Source organism: Kineococcus sp. R86509 (assembly GCF_042466365.1).
Lineage (GTDB): Bacteria > Actinomycetota > Actinomycetes > Actinomycetales > Kineococcaceae > Kineococcus.
Genome location: NZ_JAXHCE010000001.1, coordinates 2212789 through 2230442 on the forward strand (window position 1 = coordinate 2212789; position 17654 = coordinate 2230442).

Here is a 17654-nt window from a genome sequence, read left to right on the forward strand (position 1 = left end):
AGATCAACAGTCCGAGACCACGAGCATGGCCGCACCTCTCGCTCCGACGCGCCCCACCGCGGGCCGCGTCGTCGGTGGCCTCGCGTTGCTGGCGCTGGCCGCGGTCCTCGCCCACCTGACGACCGTGGTCCCCGGGACGCCGCGCACAGCGGTCGTCGTCGTCGGGGTCGCGTCCATCGCCGCGACGGCGGTCTCGCTGATCGTGCTGCACCGCGGGCGCAACTCCGCCAAGTACCTCGCGGCCGGGGTCCTGTGGGGTCTGGGCGCGGTCGTCGCCGGGCTCCTCCCGGACCTCGACGTCGGCCCGTTCCCGCTGTCCCACGTCGTGTTCGCCCTCGGCGAGCTCGGCGCGCTGGCCGTCCTCCTGCAGCTCCTCGTCCGGGCCCGCGCGGGCAGCGACGACCCGCCCCTCGTCGTCGACGCGCTGATGCTCGGCAGCGCCCTGATCACCCTCGGCTGGGACGCGTTCGCCCGCACCGGGCACAGCGGGACGGGCGGCGAGAACGCCGCGACGCTGCTGGTCGTCGTCGCGGCCTCCCTCGTCGCGGGCTCCGCCGTCGCGCTCGGCGTCGAGCAGCCCCGGCTGCGGGTCTCGGCCACCGGCCTCACCGTCAACGGGGTCGCCACCGCGGTGGTCGCCGTCTGCCTCCCGCACGAGCCCGTGGTCGCCGGCGTCGCCGCCGCCCTCGCGATGGCCGGCGGGATCGTCGGGCTGCTGACGCTGCCGCGCGACGGGGTCGTCCGCCACGGCGGGGCCGACGCCGAACGCGCCGCCCGCCGCCTCGAGGTCGCCTCGCTGATCCCCGGCCCGATCCTGCTCGTCGACATCCTGCTGCTCGTCGTGTTCCCGCGCGCCGACCCCGTGCTGTTCGCGACGTTCATCACCGTGCTCGTCACGTTCACCATCCGGCACGCCGCGACGGCGCGCTCGATCGACCGCACCACCGCGCACCTGAAGTTCCTGGCCCTGCACGACGCCCTCACCGGCCTCGGCAACCGCACCCTGCTGGAGCGCGCCCTCACCGGACCCGACCACGACCAGTCGCTCGTGCTGCTGGAACTCCTCGGGCTCGACGACGTCAACGACGTCCTCGGCGTCAGCGCCGGCGACGCCCTCATCCGGGCCGCCGCCGAGGAGGTCCTGCTCGTCGTCGGAGGCCTCGAGGGCAGCGCCTACCGCACCGGCGGTGACCAGATCGCCGTCGTCCTGCGCGGAGACCCCGCACACTGCCTGCGCCACGCCGAGAGCCTCATCGCCGCGATCACCACCGCACCGGCGAAGGTCGCCGGGGCCGGACGCTTCCCGCTGACCGCGGTCGCCGGCATCGCCGGCCGCGCGCCCGACGGCACCGACCCCGACGCGGTCGGCGACGTGATGGCGTCCTTCGTCCAGGCCGACATCGCCCTGCGCGACGCCAAGCACCTCGGCGGCGGCGCCGTGTCGGTGTACTCCGGGACGGTCGCGGTCGAGCACGCCCGCCGCAGCCTCATGCGCGAACGCCTCGCCCTGGCCGTCGCCGAGGGCGGCGTCGACGTCCACTACCAACCGGTGGTGTCGTTCACGACCGGGCGCGTCGACAAGTTCGAGGCGCTCGCCCGCTGGGAGGACCCGGTGCTGGGCCGGATCTCCCCCGTGGAGTTCATCGCGATCGCCGAGGAGTCCAACCTCGTCGTCGCGCTCGGCGAGCACGTCCTGCGCCACGCCGTGCAGTGGGCCTACGAGGCCGGGGTGTTCTCCGTCGGCGTCGGCCTGGCCGTCAACGTCTCCGTCGTGCAGCTGCAGTCCCCGGGTTTCGCCGACATCGTCCGCGAGATCCTCGACCAGTACCGGATCGCCCCGCACCTGCTGACCCTGGAACTCACCGAGTCGGTGTTCCTGGACGAGGACTCCCCCGCCGAACGCGTCGTCACCGAACTCGCGGGCCTGGGCTGCCAGATCGCGATCGACGACTTCGGCACCGGGTACTCCGCCTTCGGCTACCTCGGCCGGCTGCCCGTCCACGTGCTCAAGATCGACCGCTCGCTGACGCAGTCCCTCACCGACGACGTCAACGGCCAGTCCGTCGTGACGTGCGTCGTCGACCTCGCGAACCGCCTCGGGCTGAGCGTCGTCGTCGAGGGTGTCGAGACCCAGCAGCAGGCCGACATCTGCCGCTTCATCTCCGCGCCGCTCGGGCAGGGGTGGTTGTACTCCCCCGCCGTGCCGCGGGAACTGCTCGGCGAACAGCTCGCCCACGTCTACCCCGTGCCCGGGGTGCTGGGGCTCGAGGACGAGACCCGCGTCTGAGCGACGCCCCCCGGGGCTCCCGGAGTTCTCACCCGGTCGGAGTCTGCGGATGCGTCCCGAAACCGCCGAAGAAACCCTCATGACGGTCCTCCCCGATCCGCGGACGCACGCGGGCACGACCGTCGTCGACCCCCCGGTACCGGCGGTCGACGACGTGCGCTGGGACGCCGAACTCCGCCGGGTCCTGGCGCGGCCGGAACTCCTGACCCTGCACCCGCAACCGATCGCCGAACTGAGCACCGGGCAGATCGCCGGGTTCGAGGTCCTGTCCCGCTTCGACGCATCGCGGATCGTCGCCCCGCCGGACGTCTGGTTCGCCGCCGCCGACCACTTCGGCCACAACGCCGAACTGCAGTCCCGGGTCCTCGCGACGGCCGTCGACATGCGAGACGTACTGCTGCCCAACACCTTCCTCACCGTAAACGTCGAACCCCACCTGCTGGTGGACGACCGGGTCAACGGGACGCTCTTCGAGCACGCCGACCTCTCCCGCCTCGTCGTGGAACTCACCGAGCACACCCGCGCCGGGGATCCGCGCGCCCTGAGGCGCGTGCTGGACCGCCTCCGCGAACGCGGCGGCCTCGTCGCCATGGACGACGCCGGAACGGGGTACGCGGGCCTCAGCCAGCTGCTGCACCTGACCCCGGACATCGTCAAGATCGACCGGGAACTCGTCCACGGCATCGACACCGACCCCGTGAAGCGTTCGCTCATGGAGGTCCTCGGTGACCTCGTGGGCCGGATGGACGGCTGGCTCCTCGCGGAGGACATCGAGACCCCCGAAGAGCTCGACACCGTGGTCGGCCTCGGGGTGGCCCTGGGGCAGGGTTTCGCCCTCGCCCGGCCTGCGGTCGGCCTCCTGCCCCAGCTCACCGACGACGTCGTCCAGCGCATCCGCACCGTGGCCGGCCGGACGCAGTTCGACGAGCACGTGCTGAGCATCGTGCGCAGCGCGCGGGTCGGGACCGACCCCGCCACGTGCGACGTCCTGCTCGACGCCGACGCCCGGATCCGCGCGGTCCGGACGGGCGGCACGACGGACGACCTCCCCCTCCGGTGGGTCCGCCCGCTGCTCGTCGCCCCGTCGGCGAGCCTCGCGGAGGTCGCCCGGCGGGCCGCGAACCGCCATCCGGCGGACCTGGGAGCTCCCCTGGTCTGCACGGACGGCCAGGGTCGGGTGGTGGGCATCGTCCTGCACTCCGACCTGCTCCTGGCGCTCGCGCGCTGAGTCACCCCGGTGCGGACCCGCACCGGTTCCTCGAGGAACAAGGAGTTCCTGGTGAAGAAGTTCCGCTGCGGTGACGTCGTCCCCGGTTGCACCCACGCGTTCGAGGGCTCCCTCGACGAGATCCTCGTCGCCGTGTCCGCCCACGCCCGCACCGACCACGGCCTCGTCGACGTTCCCGTCGAACTCGTCGCCCAGGTCCGTCGAGCCGTCGTGGACGCCTGAACGGGTGCATCTAGAATACGCCCGGCCGCTCCAGGTGCCGATGCCTGGACGGTGACCCTCCGGCCCCTCCCGCGGGTCGACGTGCCCGCGTCGGCCCGGAGCGTCTGCTTCGCCGCCCTGTTCCTCGGCGCCGTCTACCTCGGGCGGCTCACCGTCATGGACGGGACCAGCCTGAGCGTCGTGTGGCCCGCCGCCGGCGTCGCCGCCGCGTGGCTGAGCGTTCAGCACGGAGCCGGGACGCGCTGGCTCGACCTCGGCCTCCTCACCGCGGTCACCGTCGCCGTGAACGCGGCGACCGGCGCCGGGCCCGTCCTCCTCGCGGGTTTCGTCGTGACCAACGTGGTGCAGGCGGAACTGTTCGCGGTGCTGCGTCGACGCTTCTTCTCCCCCGCCGCGACCTCCTTCGGCAGCCGCCAGCTCGCGGTGCTGCTCGCCGTGACCACCGCCGCCTGCGCCGTGGGGACCCTCGGCGGGATCGTGACGATGCTGCTGAACGGTTCGCCCGTGACCTGGATCCGGATCGCCGTCTGGTTCACCCGGAACTGGGCCGGGATCCTGCTGGTCACCCCGGTGCTGCTGCGCGCGATCCACCGCGTCCCCGTCCGTCGCCCGCGCGGCACCGGTGGCGGCGCGGAACTCGTCGGCGCCCTGGGCCTGTCCCTGCTGGCCTACGTCGGGGTGTTCTGGGGCGTCGCGGGACTGCCCCTGTCGTTCCTGCCGCTGGCCACGACGATCTGGCTGGCCCTGCGCTTCGACACCACGATCGTCGTCGTCACCGACCTGGTGATGGCGGCGATCACCATCGTCGGGACCCTCACCGGCCACGGCCCGTTCGCCGCCATCGACGACGCCCTCACCCAGGTCCTGGTCGTCCAGGTCCACGTCGCCTTCCTGTCCGTGCTGGGCCTCGCCCTGGCGATCGGACGCGACGAACGCACCTCGCTGATGGGCCGGCTCTCCGCCGCGACCACCGAAGCCGTCGAGGCCCGCGCCGCGGCCGAGCGCCACGGCCGCTTCACCGACGCCGTCCTGGCCGGCGCCGGCTCCGGCATCGTCGTCTCCGACCGGGACGGGCGGCTGCTGCTCTTCAACGACACCGCGCGCGCCTGGCACGGTCTCGACGCCGACGACAGCCTCGACCCCGCCGAGCACGCCGAGCGCTACCACCTCTACGGCCCCGACGGCTCGACCCCGCTGGCCCCCGCCGACGTCCCGCTGCTGCGGACGCTCGCGGAGGGCACGGTGAGCAACGCCGAGATCGTCATCGCCCGCCCGGACGGCCCCCCGGTCCCCGTGGTCTGCAGCGGGCGCACCGTCGTCGGCGTCGACGGCGAGGTCCTCGGAGCCGTCGTCGCCATGCACGACCTCAGCGACCTCCGGGCCCGCGAGACCGCTCTCGCGGCGGCGAACGCCCGGCTGGCGACGCACGCCACCAAGGTCGAGCAGCTGGCTGCGGCGTCCCGGACGGTGCTGAGGGCCGAGGACCCGCGCCAGGCCGTCTGCGCCGCCGCCACCGAGATCGCCGGTGCCGACGCCGCCTACCTCATGCAGCCCGACGGGCAGGGGCGGCTGGTGACGACGTCGACCGTCGGCCTGCCCGAGGACCTGGTGCTGAGCGTCGACGTCCGCCACGACGTCAGCCTGGTCCTGACCAGCTACCTGTTCTGCGAACCCGTGTTCGTGGCCGACGTCGAGACCCACCCGCACGCCAGCCCGGCCCTCACGGAGGCCTGCGGCACGGTGTCGGGCGCCTGGCAGCCCGTCGTCGACGCCGACGGCCGCGTCGTGGGCGTCCTCGGGATCATCTGGCGCCACCGGGTCGCGGTGCTGGACCCGACGACCACCGCCGTCCTCGAAGGCCTGGCCGCGGAGGCCGCGCACGCCTTCGCCCGCGCCGACCTGCACACCCAGCTCGCCCGCGCCGCCCAGCACGACGCCCTCACCGGCCTGGTCAACCGCCGCCGCTGGGACGACGTGGCCCGCCAGGAGATCGCCCGCGCGACCCGGCAGCGCGCACCGCTGACGTTCGCGCTGCTCGACCTCGACCACTTCAAGCGCTACAACGACACCCGTGGCCACCTCGCGGGCGACGAGCTGCTGCGGGCCTTCGCCGCGGCGGCGGGCGAGCAGCTGCGCGAGCTGGACACGCTCTCGCGCTGGGGCGGGGAGGAGTTCGCCGTGCTGCTGCCCGGCTGCGCCGCCGCCGACGCCGTCGACGTGCTGGACCGCATCCGCGCCGCCGTGCCCGACGGCCAGACCTGCACGGTCGGGGTCTGCGAGTGGCTGCCGGGGATGGACGCCGAGGAGGTCATGGCCGGCGCGGACCGGGCGCTGTACCGGGGCAAGGACACCCGCAACGTCACCGTCGTCGGGTCCTGCGCCGACGTCACCACCAGGAGCCCGGCGAGGTGAACGCGGCGGCAGCACCGCCGAGGTCTCGCCAGGGAGTGGAACGTTCGGCGGCCGTTCGCGCCTGAGGAGCCGCCGAAGGTTCCACTCCTCCGCCCGGTCGGACGATTCGACCGTCGGAGAGTCGCGCGAACCACCCGGCGCCGGCGAGCCCGAGCCGCTGAGCCTCGTGGAGGCGGTGGACGGTGCGGGGTCGGCGGATGGTGACGTCGGGCTCGAAGAAGCGCAGCACCCGTAGCCCGACGATCTCGAGACGCGCCTCCCGCAGGTGGTCCTCGCGGGCCCGCCGCTCGTGCCACGTCCGCCCGTCGTACTCGGCGACGAGACCGGTCACGGGGTCGAGCAGGTCGACCACACCCAGCCGGTGCCCGTCGGCGGTGAACACCTCGACGTTGGCCAGGGGGCGGAGAAGACCCGCGTCGCACTGCCAGACCAGTCGCAACCGGGTCTCCCCCGGGGACCACGCGTGCTCGCTCAGCAGCTCGAGGACCTTGCGCAGCGCGGGCAGTCCCCGCATCCCCGGGTGAGCCGTCGCGAAGGCCCGGACGTCCGCGACGGAGACCAGCGGCGTCGCCAGCAGGCACTCCGCGGCCGCGATCCCCTCCCTCGGGTCCTGCGCCCACCGGATGAGGTCGACGACCGTCTGCTCGGGGCTGGTCACGGGCAGACCGGCGCCGTCACGGACGTCCTCGACGCCCGAGCGCAGGTAGCGGATGCCCGGCCTCGGGCGCAGCTTCGACGTCCTGGGCAGGTGGATGAGGACGTCCTGGGGCCCGTCGGGGCCGGTGCCGTCGAGGTGTCGCGCGCCAAGGAGCCTGGCCGCGGCCCAGCCACCCAGCACGTCGCCGGGGCGCATCAACCGGGAGGCGGCCTGGATGCGCAGGTCCGGGGAGTCGGGAACGTCCGCGGCGACGTGGATCCCACGGTGCACCCGACGGAACCGGCGCCCGGCGAGGACGTCCTTGCTGATCCCTGCCGCGGTGAGGTCGGCGGTGCGCTCGGGGAGGTCCATCCACCGAGGGTGGACATCCGGTCGAGCCCACGGTCCGGACCGTCCACAGGCACCGGTCCAAATCACCCCTGTGCACGGCGGGACGCGACGGGAGGGGAACGTTCAGCGGCTTCCGCCGGCCGGGAAGCCGCCGAACGTTCCTCATCTCGTCAGGCGCTCAGCGGGACCGCGCTCCAGGTGCTGGTGAAGGCGAGGCCGCTGCGCTGGAAGAGCTGGGTGACGGGGCAGCGGCGCTCGGTCTCGCCCTGCAGCCGCGCGAACTGCTCGGGGGTCGCGTCGGTCTCGAGGGTCACCTCGACGGTGACGGCGTCGAAGTTGGCGTTGCCCTCGGCGCCGGTGGAGATGACCGACGGGTCGAGGTCGCCCTGGGCCCGCAGCTGCCAGCGGCCGAGGGTGAGCCCGAGGCTCTTGGCGACGAGGCTGCCGGTGACCTGGTGGCAGGAGGTCAGGGCCCCGAGGGCGTAGCTGAGCGGGCTGGGTTCGGCGTCGGCGCCGCCGAAGGCGGGCAGGGTGTCGGCCCGGAACTGGTGCGGGTCGTCACCGAGGGCGGTGAGGGTCTGGGCGACCCCGGTCCCCTCGGCCTCGACGACGAACGGGACGGTCTGCTTGGCCACGGGTTCCTCCTGCGCTGCGCCCGGCGGTCGGGAACGCACGACGAAACCTACGGTCGCCGGGGGGAAGCGCCAACGGAGGTCAGCCGGGACGGCTCGAGCGCGCGGCTCATCAGCCGCTCCCGCAGGAAGGTCTGGAGGTTCGCGCCGAGCGGGTCGCCGGGTTGGGCCTTCTCGGGATCGTCCAGGCCCCGTTCGCGGCGGGAGACCCGAGGGCCGGTGGCGCGCAGCGACAGGAGGAGGCGACGGGAGTACGTCCCCGCGAGCAGACAGTGCCCGGCCTCGGCGCGGAGAGTCAGGTCGAGCCCGTCCAACCAGTCGTCGAAGGAGGCGATCACGCGGTCAGTGTGCACCCCGGTCGTCCACCTCCGGATCACCCGACAGGACCCACCTCGGACGGTCACCACACGATCTCCCTACGTCACCAGGGTGGGGTCACGCGCCACGAGACGGGCCGTCCCGCACACCGGTTCCGGCCTGCAGCTCATCCATTCGACCGATCTATCTGGTCATCACCCGCGTCGATGACCAGGATGGCGGACGGGAGGGGCCACGAGCACCGAGGGGGCAGTCATGGGAGACACGGTCGCCACCGCGGTCGCGCTCGTCCGCACGACGGTCATCGCCGCCTCGTTCGCGGCCCTGACCTTCCGGGTGCGCCGCCCCGCCGGCGAGGGGTCGGTGTGGCGCTCCTACCAGTTCGGCATCGGGACGCTGCTCCTCGGCTCCGCGCTCGACACCGTCGTCCGGGCCGGCGGGATCCGGTCCCCCGTCACGGGCGTCGCGTTCGTCGCCTGCGCGCAGACGACGTGCTTCTTCCTCTACCGCGCCCTGCTGCACTGGAACCGCCAGCGCACCTCGACGTCGGGCACCGGCCGGGCGGACTGGCTGCTCGGCGTCGGGAGCACGGCCGCGTTCACCGGGATCCTGCTGACGGCGGTCGCGTCCACCGGCCACCGGGCGGGCACCTTCGTGACGCAGCTGCACGCCTTCCACCTCGGCGCCCTGCTGGTGCTCCTGGCCTCCTACCTCGTCGTGATGATCTCGGCCCAGGCCGTGCGCAACGCCCGCTGCTGGGTGGTCGTGGTGAGCGTCGCCGTGGTGCTGGTGGGACAGGCGCACCTCGCGGTGCACCCCTCGGAGACGGCTCAGGTCCTGGCCTCGCTGTCCTGGGCCGGGCTCGCCGCCACCCTCGGCGGGTGCGCGCTGCTGCGCCCCTCGCGCGGGGGCCCCTCGGTGCCGTCACCGCTCTCGCTGGCGCTCAGCGCGTTCGGGGCGCTCGGGCTGGGTCTGGTGACGGCCTTCGCCGCCCTCAGCGTCCCCGGGGCCCGCGCCGCGCTGGTCTGGGCGGGGCTCGCGATGCTGCTGGCCTGCGTGCGGTTGTTCCGCTTCGTCGGCGAGATCACCGCGCAGGACCGCGACCGCCGCGACGCCCGCACCGACGAGCTGACCGGGCTGGGCAACCGCCGGGCCTTCACCGCGGCCGTCGAGGAGGCCTGCGCGGGAGAGACTCCGGTCGCCGTCGCCCTGCTCGACCTGGACCGCTTCAAGGAGGTCAACGACCACCACGGTCACAGCGTCGGGGACCGGCTGCTGCAGGTCGCGGCCGTCCGGCTGCAGGAACTCACCCCGCCGCGGGGACGGCTGACGCGGCTCGGCGGCGACGAGTTCGCCGTCGTCCTCACCGGCGCCGACGCGGCCGCCGCACTGCGCACCGCGCGGACCTTCGCCGCGGCGATCGGCGGCGGCCTGATCGTCGAGGGCCGCTCCTTCGACGTCGGCGCCAGCGTCGGCGTCGCCACCTCCACCGGTCTCGACGACCTCGACGGGCTGGAGCTGCTGCGCCGGGCGGACGCCGCGATGTACGTGGCGAAGGGCGGCGGGGGCGGCGTCACGCTGCACGACGACGAGATCGACCGGCTCTGGCGGGGGCGCGCCGACCTGACCGAGGACCTGCACGCCGCCTTCGAGTGCCCGCAGGCCCTGCCGTTCGAGGTGCACTACCAACCCCAGCTCTGCCTGCGCAGCGGCGAGGTCGTCGGCGTCGAGGCCCTGGTGCGCTGGCAGCACCCCCGGCACGGGCTGCTCGCCCCCGCCGCGTTCCTCTCGATCGTCGAGGAGCGCGGGCTGATGCCGGCCCTCACCTCCCACGTCGCCCGGACCGCGGGCGCCGACCTGGCCCGGTGGCGCGCGGCGGGGCTCGACCTGCGGTTGTCGATCAACACCTCCACGACGTACCTGTCGGACCCGCAGCTGCTGGAAGTCCTCGACGAGGTCGTCCGCAGCGGCACGGCCCCCTCCCGCCTGGTCGTCGAGGTCACCGAGACCACCCTGATGCGGGACCCGGAGCGGGCGCTGGCGATGTGCCACGAGATCACCGCGCGCGGTTGCGCGCTGAGCATCGACGACTTCGGGACGGGGTACTCCTCGTTGGCCTACCTGGCGAACCTGCCGGCCACGGAGCTGAAGATCGACCGCTCGTTCACGATGCGTGCGCTGAGCGACGAGCGGATCGCGGCGATCGTCGCGGGGACGGTGGAGCTGGCCCACCACCTGGGTCTGCGGACCGTGGCGGAGGGGGTCGAGGACGAGGCGACGCTGGAGCTGCTGCGGCGCACGGGGTGCGACGAGTCGCAGGGGTACCTGCACTCGCGTCCCGTCCCGGCGGCGGAGCTGCTGCACTGGGTCCTGGAGCGGCGTCGCGCCGCGGCGGTCGCCGTGGTGTGAGGGGACGGTCACCGGGCCCCACGCGCCAGGCTCGCGCCACCCCGGAGTGGGGCTTAACCTCATTCCGATGGACGGGACGAACTCGACGGCGTTCGCCGGGACCGCCGCGCAGTTGCCTCAGGTCCTGCACGGCCAGCCCGGTGCGGTGCTGCTGGTGCGGGTGGCCGACGGCGTGGTCCTGTTCGCCAACCCCCTCGCCGACCAGCTCGCCCCCGGGGTGTCCCTGCCCTGCGCGGTGGACGACTGGTCGCGGGCGGCGGGCCTGCAGGCTGCCGACGGCATCGACATCTCGGACCCGGCGACGGGCTCGTCGCCGTTGTCGCGCATCGCCCGCGGCGAACCCGTGCACGGCGAACGCGTCACCGCGGCCCGTTCCTCGGACATGTCGGGCGCCCGTGAGGCGTTGTGGGTCATCGGCCTTCCACTGTCGGACGCGCCCGTCGACGAGCTCAGCGGGCTGGCCCTGGTGGCGTTGCTGCCGCTGCGCGAGGAGGGACTGGTCCGCGACGCGAAGGAGTCCGCGGAGCGCCTGCACAGCCGCGCGGTCCTGGCCAGCGACCTGTCGTTCACGATCTCCGACCCGACCCAGCCCGACAACCCGCTGGTGTGGGTGAACCCCGCCTTCGAGCGGGTGACCGGGTACGGCCGGGAGGTGCTGGGGACGAACTGCCGGTTCCTGCAGGGACCGGAGACCGACCACGACGCGGTCCAACGGATCCGGAGCGCCCTGGCGACGGGCGAGACGATCACGGAACTGCTGCTGAACTACCGCAAGGACGGCACGGCCTTCTGGAACGAGGTGGTGATCTCACCCGTCCGCAACGCCGAGGGTCGGGTCACCCACTTCGTCGGCGTGCAGTCCGACGTGACGTTGCGGGTGCAGGCCGAACGCGAACGCGACGCGGCACTGGCCTACGCCCGCGACGCCCGGCACCGGCTGGAGTTCCTCTCCGCGGTGACCGAGCAGTTGTCGGAGGTCCTGGATCCCGATGCCGCGCAGGATCTCCTGCCCTCGCTGGTCGTCCCGGAGTTCGCCGAGTGGGCGTTCGCGACCCTCCTCGACGGCAGCGGCCGGTCGCGCCACGTGCGCGCGTCGCACGCGAACCCGGTGATGACGGCCGAGACCGACCGGTTCCAGGAGCTGCACGACGGGCTGGGCGACGGCTCGATCTCGATGCGGGTGCTGCACGGGGAGCTCGGGCCGACGCTGGTGACCGTCACCGACGACCTCGTCGACGCCGTCGCGACGACCGAGACCGCACAGGTCCTGCGCCGTCTCGGGCTGGGCAGCGCGATCGTCGTCCCGTTGCGCGCGCGGGGTCTGGTGACGGGGTCGCTGACGCTGCTGTCGGGTCCCGACCGGGCCGCCTTCACCGAGGACGACCTGGCGACGGCGAGCGACCTGGGGGCCCGGGCCGGGGTGGCGCTGGAGAACGCCCGGCTCTACGCCCAGCAGCGGACGTCGTCGGAGACGTTGCAGCGCAGCATGTTGAGCCCGCCGACCCAGTCGGCCGGGCTGTGCATCGCCACCCGTTACCACCCGGCGGCGGAGGCGGCGCAGGTCGGTGGGGACTGGTACGACGCGTTCACCCAGCCCGACGGGCGGACCGTCGTCGTCATCGGTGACGTGATGGGTCACGACGTGTCGGCGGCGGCCGCGATGGGCCAGCTGCGGACCCTGGTGCGGGCGCTGGCCTACGACCGTTCCGCGCAGCCCGACGAGGTCCTGCGGCGTCTCGACGAGGTCCTCGCGGGCCTCGGCCTGACGACGCTGGCCACGGCGGTCGTCCTGCAGCTCGACCCCGAGTCCGCCGACGGCAGTCGGGTGATCCGCTGGTGCACGGCCGGTCACCTGCCCCCGGTGGTCGCCGACCCGGACGGGTCGGTGCGCTTCCTGGCCGGGGAGGGGATCGTCCTGGGCCTCGGCGCCGGTCAGCAGCGCGTGCAGCAGGAGGCTCGCCTCGAGCGGGGGTCGACGCTGCTGCTCTACACCGACGGTCTGGTGGAACGGCGCGACCGTCCGATGGACGTCCGTCTGGGTGAACTGCGCGACGTCGTGCACGCCGTGGCCGGGGTGGAGGGGGCGGACGTGGAGACGCTCTGCGACCAGCTGCTGGTGCGGATGCTGCCCGACGGCAGCGACGACGACGTGGCGATCGTCGCGGTCCGCGTCACCGGAACCTGACCCACACATCTTCTAGACTCTTCTAGACGCTCGGGCCCACAAGATCGGCCACTCTGCGTCATGATGTGTGACGGGGAGCATTCGACGCCGCCCCTTCGAGGGGAGACGACGGGTGACGGAACAGACCGGCGAGGACGCCCGCATCGCCGCGACCGAGCGCCTGCTGGGTGCCGCCCCGCTCGGCGCCCTCGACGTCGTGACGTCGTTGGCGGCGCAGATGCTGCATACCACCTCCGCCGAGGTCTCGCTGATCACCGACGTGCGCCACACCGTCACCGCAGCCGGCGAGACGGCGCAGAACGCCGGCTCGAGCACCTCCCGCATCGATTCCTTCTGCGCCATCGTCGTGGAGGAGGGGCAGGCCCTCGTCGTCGCCGACGCCGTCCACGACGTCCGGGTGCGCGACCGCCGGCCCGTGGTGACGGGGTTCCTCGGGTCCTACCTCGGGGTCCCGATGGTCGCCGACGACGGCCACGTCGTGGGGTCGCTCTGCGTGCACCAGCACGAACCCCGCGGCTGGACGGCCCACGACCAGGAGATCCTCACCGAGCTCGCGAACGCCGCCACCGGGCACCTCGAGATCTCCGCCCTCACCGACGACTACCGGGGGCGGCAGCGGGCCGCGGAACTCGGGACGGCCGCCACGGCGGCGGGGATCGGCACCTGGGAGTGGAACTTCGCCGACGATTCCCTCGTCTGGGACGACGTCCTGCTGGAGTTGTTCGGGCTCACCCCGGAGACGTTCGGCGGTCGCATCGACAGCTTCAACGCCGCCGTCCACCCCGACGACCTCCCCGAGGTCACCCGCGCGCTGACCGAGGCCATCGCCTCCAGCGGGATCTACGAGGCGCAGTTCCGGATCCTGCGCCCCGACGGCGGACTGCGCTGGATCGCCGCCCGCGGGAAACCCGCCCCCGGCCCGGACGGCCGGATAGACCGGTTCGTGGGTGCGGTGACCGACCTGACGGCGTTGCGCCGGGGGGAGGCGCGCCTCGGGACCGTCCTCGACACCATGGCCGTGGGGTACGTCGCCCTCGACCGGGACGGACGGTTCTCCTACGCCAACACCGAGGCCGAACGGGTCCTCGCCACCCCGCGGGCGGAGTTCCTCGGCAGCACGGCCCACGAGGCGTTCCCGGGGATCGAGGACTCGCCGGTGCTCCAGGAGTACCGCCGCGTCGCGGACGGCGGCGCGAACGTGTCCTTCGACGCCTACTACCCACCTCCTCTCGACGCGTGGTTCGAGGTCCGGGTCGTACCCGTCGACGACGGGGTCGGGATCTACTTCCTGGACATCAGCGGACGACGTGCGGCGCAACAGGAAGCGGAACGCAACGCGGAACGGGCCGCCGCCCTGGCCGAGGTCGCCGGCGCCTTCGCCGAGACCCTCGACGCCGAACAGGCCCTGCTGGACGCCGTCCGCGCGCTGGTACCGCGGTTCGCCGACTGGACCATCGTGTCCACCCTCGACGGGGGCACGGCGCCCTGGAGGAAACGCCTTCGCGACGTGGGGGCCTGGCACCACGACCCCCTGCTGCGGGGGGTCCTCGAGGAGTACCGCGGACTGCGGGTCGAGGCGTTCGCCGACGACTCCCCGGTCCGTGACGCGCTGACCCACGGGACCCTCGTCCTGGAGAACTCGGCGGCCCTGCCCCCCGGTCACCTCCTGGAGCCCGGGCGCGCGCACGAACTCCTGCTCGACCTGGCTCCCGCCACCACCGTCGTCCTGCCGTTGCGCGGTCGGGGCCGGACCCGGGGACTGCTGACCGTGGCCCGTACCGGGGACCGCGAACCGTTCTCCGCCGAGGACACCGCCACGCTGGAGGAGGTCAGCCGTCAGATCGGACTCGGCCTGGACAACGCGCAACTCTCCGCCGCGCAGCGCGGTCTGGCCGAGGAACTGCAGTTGAGCCTCCTCACGGAACTCCCCCGCTTCGGCGACCTGCAACTCGTCGCGCGCTACGTCGCCGCCGCCGACGGCGCCCAGATCGGTGGTGACTGGTACGACGGCTTCACCGTCGCCGACGGCAGCACCTTCCTGGTGATCGGCGACGTCACCGGCCACGACCGGGGTGCGGCCGTCGCGATGGCGCAGGTGCGCAACGTCCTGCGCGGGGTGGCCCACGCCCTCCGCGACTCCCCCGCCCGCATCCTCGAGGCCCTGGAGCGGGCGATGCGCGACCTCGCCGTCGACACCCTCGGGACGGCCGTCCTGGCCCGGGTCGAACAGGGCCCCACCGACGCCACGCGCGTGCTGCGCTGGTCCAGCGCGGGCCACCTCCCCCCGTTGGTGGTGCACGCCGACGGGGGGGCGGAACTCCTGGACCGCCCGCACGACCTGCTGCTGGGTCTCGACTCCGGCCTGCCACGGCACGACCACACCGTCGCCCTGCTCGAGGGCGACACGCTGCTGCTCTACACCGACGGGCTGGTGGAACGCCGCGACGAGGACCTCGACGAGGGGCTCGACCGGTTGCGGCGCAACGCCGTCGAGCTCGCCGGACTGCCCGCGGACCAGTTCTGCGACACGCTGCTGGAGCGGATGTCACCGGGCAGTGAGGACGACATCGCGCTCCTGCTGCTCCGCGTGCACCCCACGCGCTGACCCGGCGGGGTCAGGCGGAGAGGTCGCACCAGACGGTCTTGCCGCCCACCTCGGGGCGCACACCCCAGGCGGAGCTGAGGACGGCGACGAGCCCCACCCCGCGTCCGGACTCGGCGTCGGCGCCGGGGGTGGACAGCTGCGGCGTGGCCTCGCTGCCGTCGCTGACCTCGAGGTGCAGGACCCCCGCGCGGCAGTCCACGCAGGCGCGGACGGGGGGCTGACCGTGCTCGACGGCGTTGACGATCAGCTCGGAGATGACCAGCAGAGCCCGGTCCAGGACGTCGCCGGCGTGGTCCGGGCACATGCGCGAACGCACGAACACTCGGGCCCGACGGGCCGCGGACAGGTCCGCCGGCAGGTCGAGCTCGGCTTCGGGCATCGCCTCGCACACAGGACCATGGTGCTGCCGGTACGGGTGGGCCGCGTCTGGTAGAAGGTGCAACCACTTGTTCTGCGCCTTCCCGGGTGTCGGGATACCGTCGGCCACGGCGCAACGACGCGTGTCCGAACCCCCCGGCAACAAGCACTGGAGAAGTCGTGCCCACCACAGTCAAGGCGTACGCCGCCACGTCCGCGACCGAGCCCCTGACGCCGTTCGAGGTCGAACGCCGCGACGTCGGCCCCAAGGACGTCGCGATCGACATCAAGTTCGCCGGCATCTGCCACTCCGACATCCACACCGCCCGCAGCGAGTGGGGCCCCGCGAACTACCCGGTCGTCGTCGGCCACGAGATCGCCGGGATCGTCACCGAGGTCGGCTCCGAGGTCACCAAGTTCTCCGTCGGCGACCGCGTCGGCGTCGGCTGCATGGTCGACTCCTGCGGGGAGTGCAAGAACTGCACCGCCGGCAACGAGCAGTTCTGCCTCAAGGGCAACATCGGCACCTACAACAGCGTCGGCAAGGACGGCCAGCCCACCCAGGGCGGCTACTCCCAGGCCATCGTCGTGACCGAGGCCTTCGTCCTGAACATCCCCGACGGCATCGAGCTCGACGAGGCCGCGCCGCTGCTGTGCGCGGGGATCACCACCTACTCCCCGCTGCGCCACTGGGGCGCCGGCCCCGGCAAGAAGGTCGCCGTCGTCGGCCTCGGTGGGCTCGGGCACATGGCCGTCAAGATCGCCGCCGCCATGGGCGCGGAGGTGACGGTCCTGTCGCAGTCGCTGAAGAAGCAGGAGGACGGGCTGCGCCTGGGCGCCGCGCACTACTACGCGACCTCCGACGAGTCGACCTTCGAGGACCTTAAGGGCTCCTTCGACATCATCGTCAACACCGTCAGCGCGCAGCTGGACTTCGACAAGTTCCTCTCGCTGCTCGAGGTCAACGGCGCGATGGTCAACGTCGGCCTGCCCGAGAAGCCGATCTCGCTGCACATGTTCTCCGTCGTCATGGGCAACCGCAGCTTCGCCGGCTCCAACATCGGTGGGATCCGCGAGACCCAGGAGATGCTCGACTTCTGCGCCGAGCACCACCTCGGGTCCGAGATCGAGACGATCCCGGCCGAGAAGATCAACGAGGCCTACGAACGCGTGCTCGCCTCCGACGTGCGCTACCGCTTCGTGATCGACACCGCCACCCTCTGACCGCTGCGTCCCGGCGCGCCACCTCGCGCGCCGGGACGTGCCCGGCCCTCGACCCCCGGGGGAGCGCACCGGCGAGCGGCGACCTACGGTGCGGACATGGACATCGGCATCATCGGCGCCGGCAACATCGGCGGAAACCTCGCACGCTCCTTCACCGGTCTCGGTCACCGGGTCCGGATCGCCAACTCCCGCGGACCGGAGACGCTCGCGGACCTCGCGGAAGAGACCGGCGCGGTCGCCGTGCCGGCGGGCGAGGCGGCGCAGGGCGCTGACCTCGTGGTCGTGACCGTGCCGCAGAAGAAGGTGCCGGACCTGCCCGCGGGCCTGCTCGACGCCCTCCCCGACGGCACCGTCGTGATCGACACCGGCAACTACTACCCCCGTGAACGTGACGGCCTGATCGCCGAGATCGAGGCCGGCACCCCGGAGACCGTGTGGGCCGCGCAGCACCTCGACCCGGCCGGCCGGCTGCGGTGGGTGAAGGCGTTCAACGGCATCCAGGCCGAGCACCTGCTGAGCGCGACCCGTCCCGTGGGCGACATGGAACGCCGGGCCCTGCCCGTCGCCGCCGACGACGAGGAGGCCAAGGCCACCGTCATCGCCCTGCTGGACGAGATGGGCTTCGACGGCGTCGACGGCGGATCGTTGGCCGACTCCTGGCGCCAGCAGCCCGGCACCCCCGTCTACGGGGCCGAGGGCAGCGCCGAGACGATCACGGCGGCCCTCGCCGCCGCGCCGCGCGAGCGCCCCGCCGACTTCCGCGCCTGACCTCACCCCGGTGGCCGGG

The 17654-nt window shown here is 73.2% G+C and carries 13 protein-coding genes; 9 read left to right on the forward strand and 4 right to left on the reverse strand.

All coding sequences use genetic code 11. The features are described from left to right. Positions 1–25: 25 nt before the first annotated feature. From SJY07_RS10680 to SJY07_RS10695, 4 genes are read left to right on the forward strand one after another with little or no spacing between them, the layout of a single operon-like run. Positions 26–2287 carry a putative bifunctional diguanylate cyclase/phosphodiesterase gene (locus SJY07_RS10680; protein ID WP_380158963.1) on the forward strand — a complete coding sequence of 754 codons (2262 nt, stop codon included), beginning with the start codon at positions 26–28 and terminating at the stop codon, positions 2285–2287. A gap of 49 nt (positions 2288–2336) precedes the next feature. Further along, positions 2337–3515, forward strand: a complete 1179-nt coding sequence (locus SJY07_RS10685) for an EAL domain-containing protein (protein WP_380158965.1) — start codon at positions 2337–2339, stop codon at positions 3513–3515. Between the two features lie 9 nt (positions 3516–3524). Then, positions 3525–3737: a DUF1059 domain-containing protein gene (locus SJY07_RS10690; RefSeq protein WP_328294290.1), complete on the forward strand. Its 213-nt coding sequence runs from the start codon at positions 3525–3527 to the stop codon at positions 3735–3737. 51 nt (positions 3738–3788) lie between these two features. Beyond that, positions 3789–6149 (forward strand): diguanylate cyclase domain-containing protein, encoded by a 2361-nt coding sequence (locus tag SJY07_RS10695; protein ID WP_380158968.1) that lies wholly within the window; start codon positions 3789–3791, stop codon positions 6147–6149. Here the strand turns inward: SJY07_RS10695 and SJY07_RS10700 are convergent. From SJY07_RS10700 to SJY07_RS10710, 3 genes are all read right to left on the reverse strand, one after another. After that, positions 6124–7158, reverse strand: a complete 1035-nt coding sequence (locus SJY07_RS10700; RefSeq protein WP_380158970.1) for a DUF559 domain-containing protein — start codon at positions 7156–7158, stop codon at positions 6124–6126. The two genes, SJY07_RS10695 and SJY07_RS10700, sit on opposite strands and share 26 nt — an antisense overlap. A gap of 149 nt (positions 7159–7307) precedes the next feature. Beyond that, entirely contained in the window at positions 7308–7772 is a 465-nt protein-coding gene (locus tag SJY07_RS10705; protein ID WP_380158972.1) for an OsmC family protein, read from the reverse strand. Between the two features lie 47 nt (positions 7773–7819). Next, the gene (locus SJY07_RS10710; RefSeq protein WP_380158974.1) at positions 7820–8107 is read right to left on the reverse strand and encodes a hypothetical protein; all 288 of its coding nucleotides are present in this window, start codon (positions 8105–8107) and stop codon (positions 7820–7822) included. 235 nt (positions 8108–8342) lie between these two features. Between SJY07_RS10710 and SJY07_RS10715 the strand changes: the two genes are divergently transcribed. The 3 genes from SJY07_RS10715 to SJY07_RS10725 all read left to right on the forward strand — a co-directional run bounded on the left by SJY07_RS10715 (position 8343) and on the right by SJY07_RS10725 (position 15286). Continuing rightward, positions 8343–10496, forward strand: coding sequence for a putative bifunctional diguanylate cyclase/phosphodiesterase (locus tag SJY07_RS10715; protein WP_380158976.1), 2154 nt, complete (start codon positions 8343–8345; stop codon positions 10494–10496). A 67-nt stretch (positions 10497–10563) separates the two neighbouring features. Then, positions 10564–12681, forward strand: coding sequence for a SpoIIE family protein phosphatase (locus SJY07_RS10720; RefSeq protein WP_380158978.1), 2118 nt, complete (start codon positions 10564–10566; stop codon positions 12679–12681). A 112-nt stretch (positions 12682–12793) separates the two neighbouring features. Continuing rightward, positions 12794–15286, forward strand: coding sequence for a SpoIIE family protein phosphatase (locus SJY07_RS10725; protein ID WP_380158980.1), 2493 nt, complete (start codon positions 12794–12796; stop codon positions 15284–15286). A 10-nt stretch (positions 15287–15296) separates the two neighbouring features. Here the strand turns inward: SJY07_RS10725 and SJY07_RS10730 are convergent, their stop codons facing one another. After that, positions 15297–15677: an ATP-binding protein gene (locus SJY07_RS10730; RefSeq protein WP_380158982.1), complete on the reverse strand. Its 381-nt coding sequence runs from the start codon at positions 15675–15677 to the stop codon at positions 15297–15299. 146 nt (positions 15678–15823) lie between these two features. Between SJY07_RS10730 and SJY07_RS10735 the strand changes: the two genes are divergently transcribed. Both SJY07_RS10735 and SJY07_RS10740 read left to right on the forward strand, forming a co-directional pair. Next, on the forward strand, positions 15824–16867 hold the full coding sequence (locus tag SJY07_RS10735) for an NAD(P)-dependent alcohol dehydrogenase (protein WP_328294281.1): 1044 nt from the start codon (positions 15824–15826) through the stop codon (positions 16865–16867). Positions 16868–16963: 96 nt separating this feature from the next. Continuing rightward, complete coding sequence (locus SJY07_RS10740) at positions 16964–17635, forward strand: NADPH-dependent F420 reductase (RefSeq protein ID WP_380158984.1); 672 nt, start codon at positions 16964–16966, stop codon at positions 17633–17635. The last annotated feature ends 19 nt before the right edge of the window (positions 17636–17654 follow it).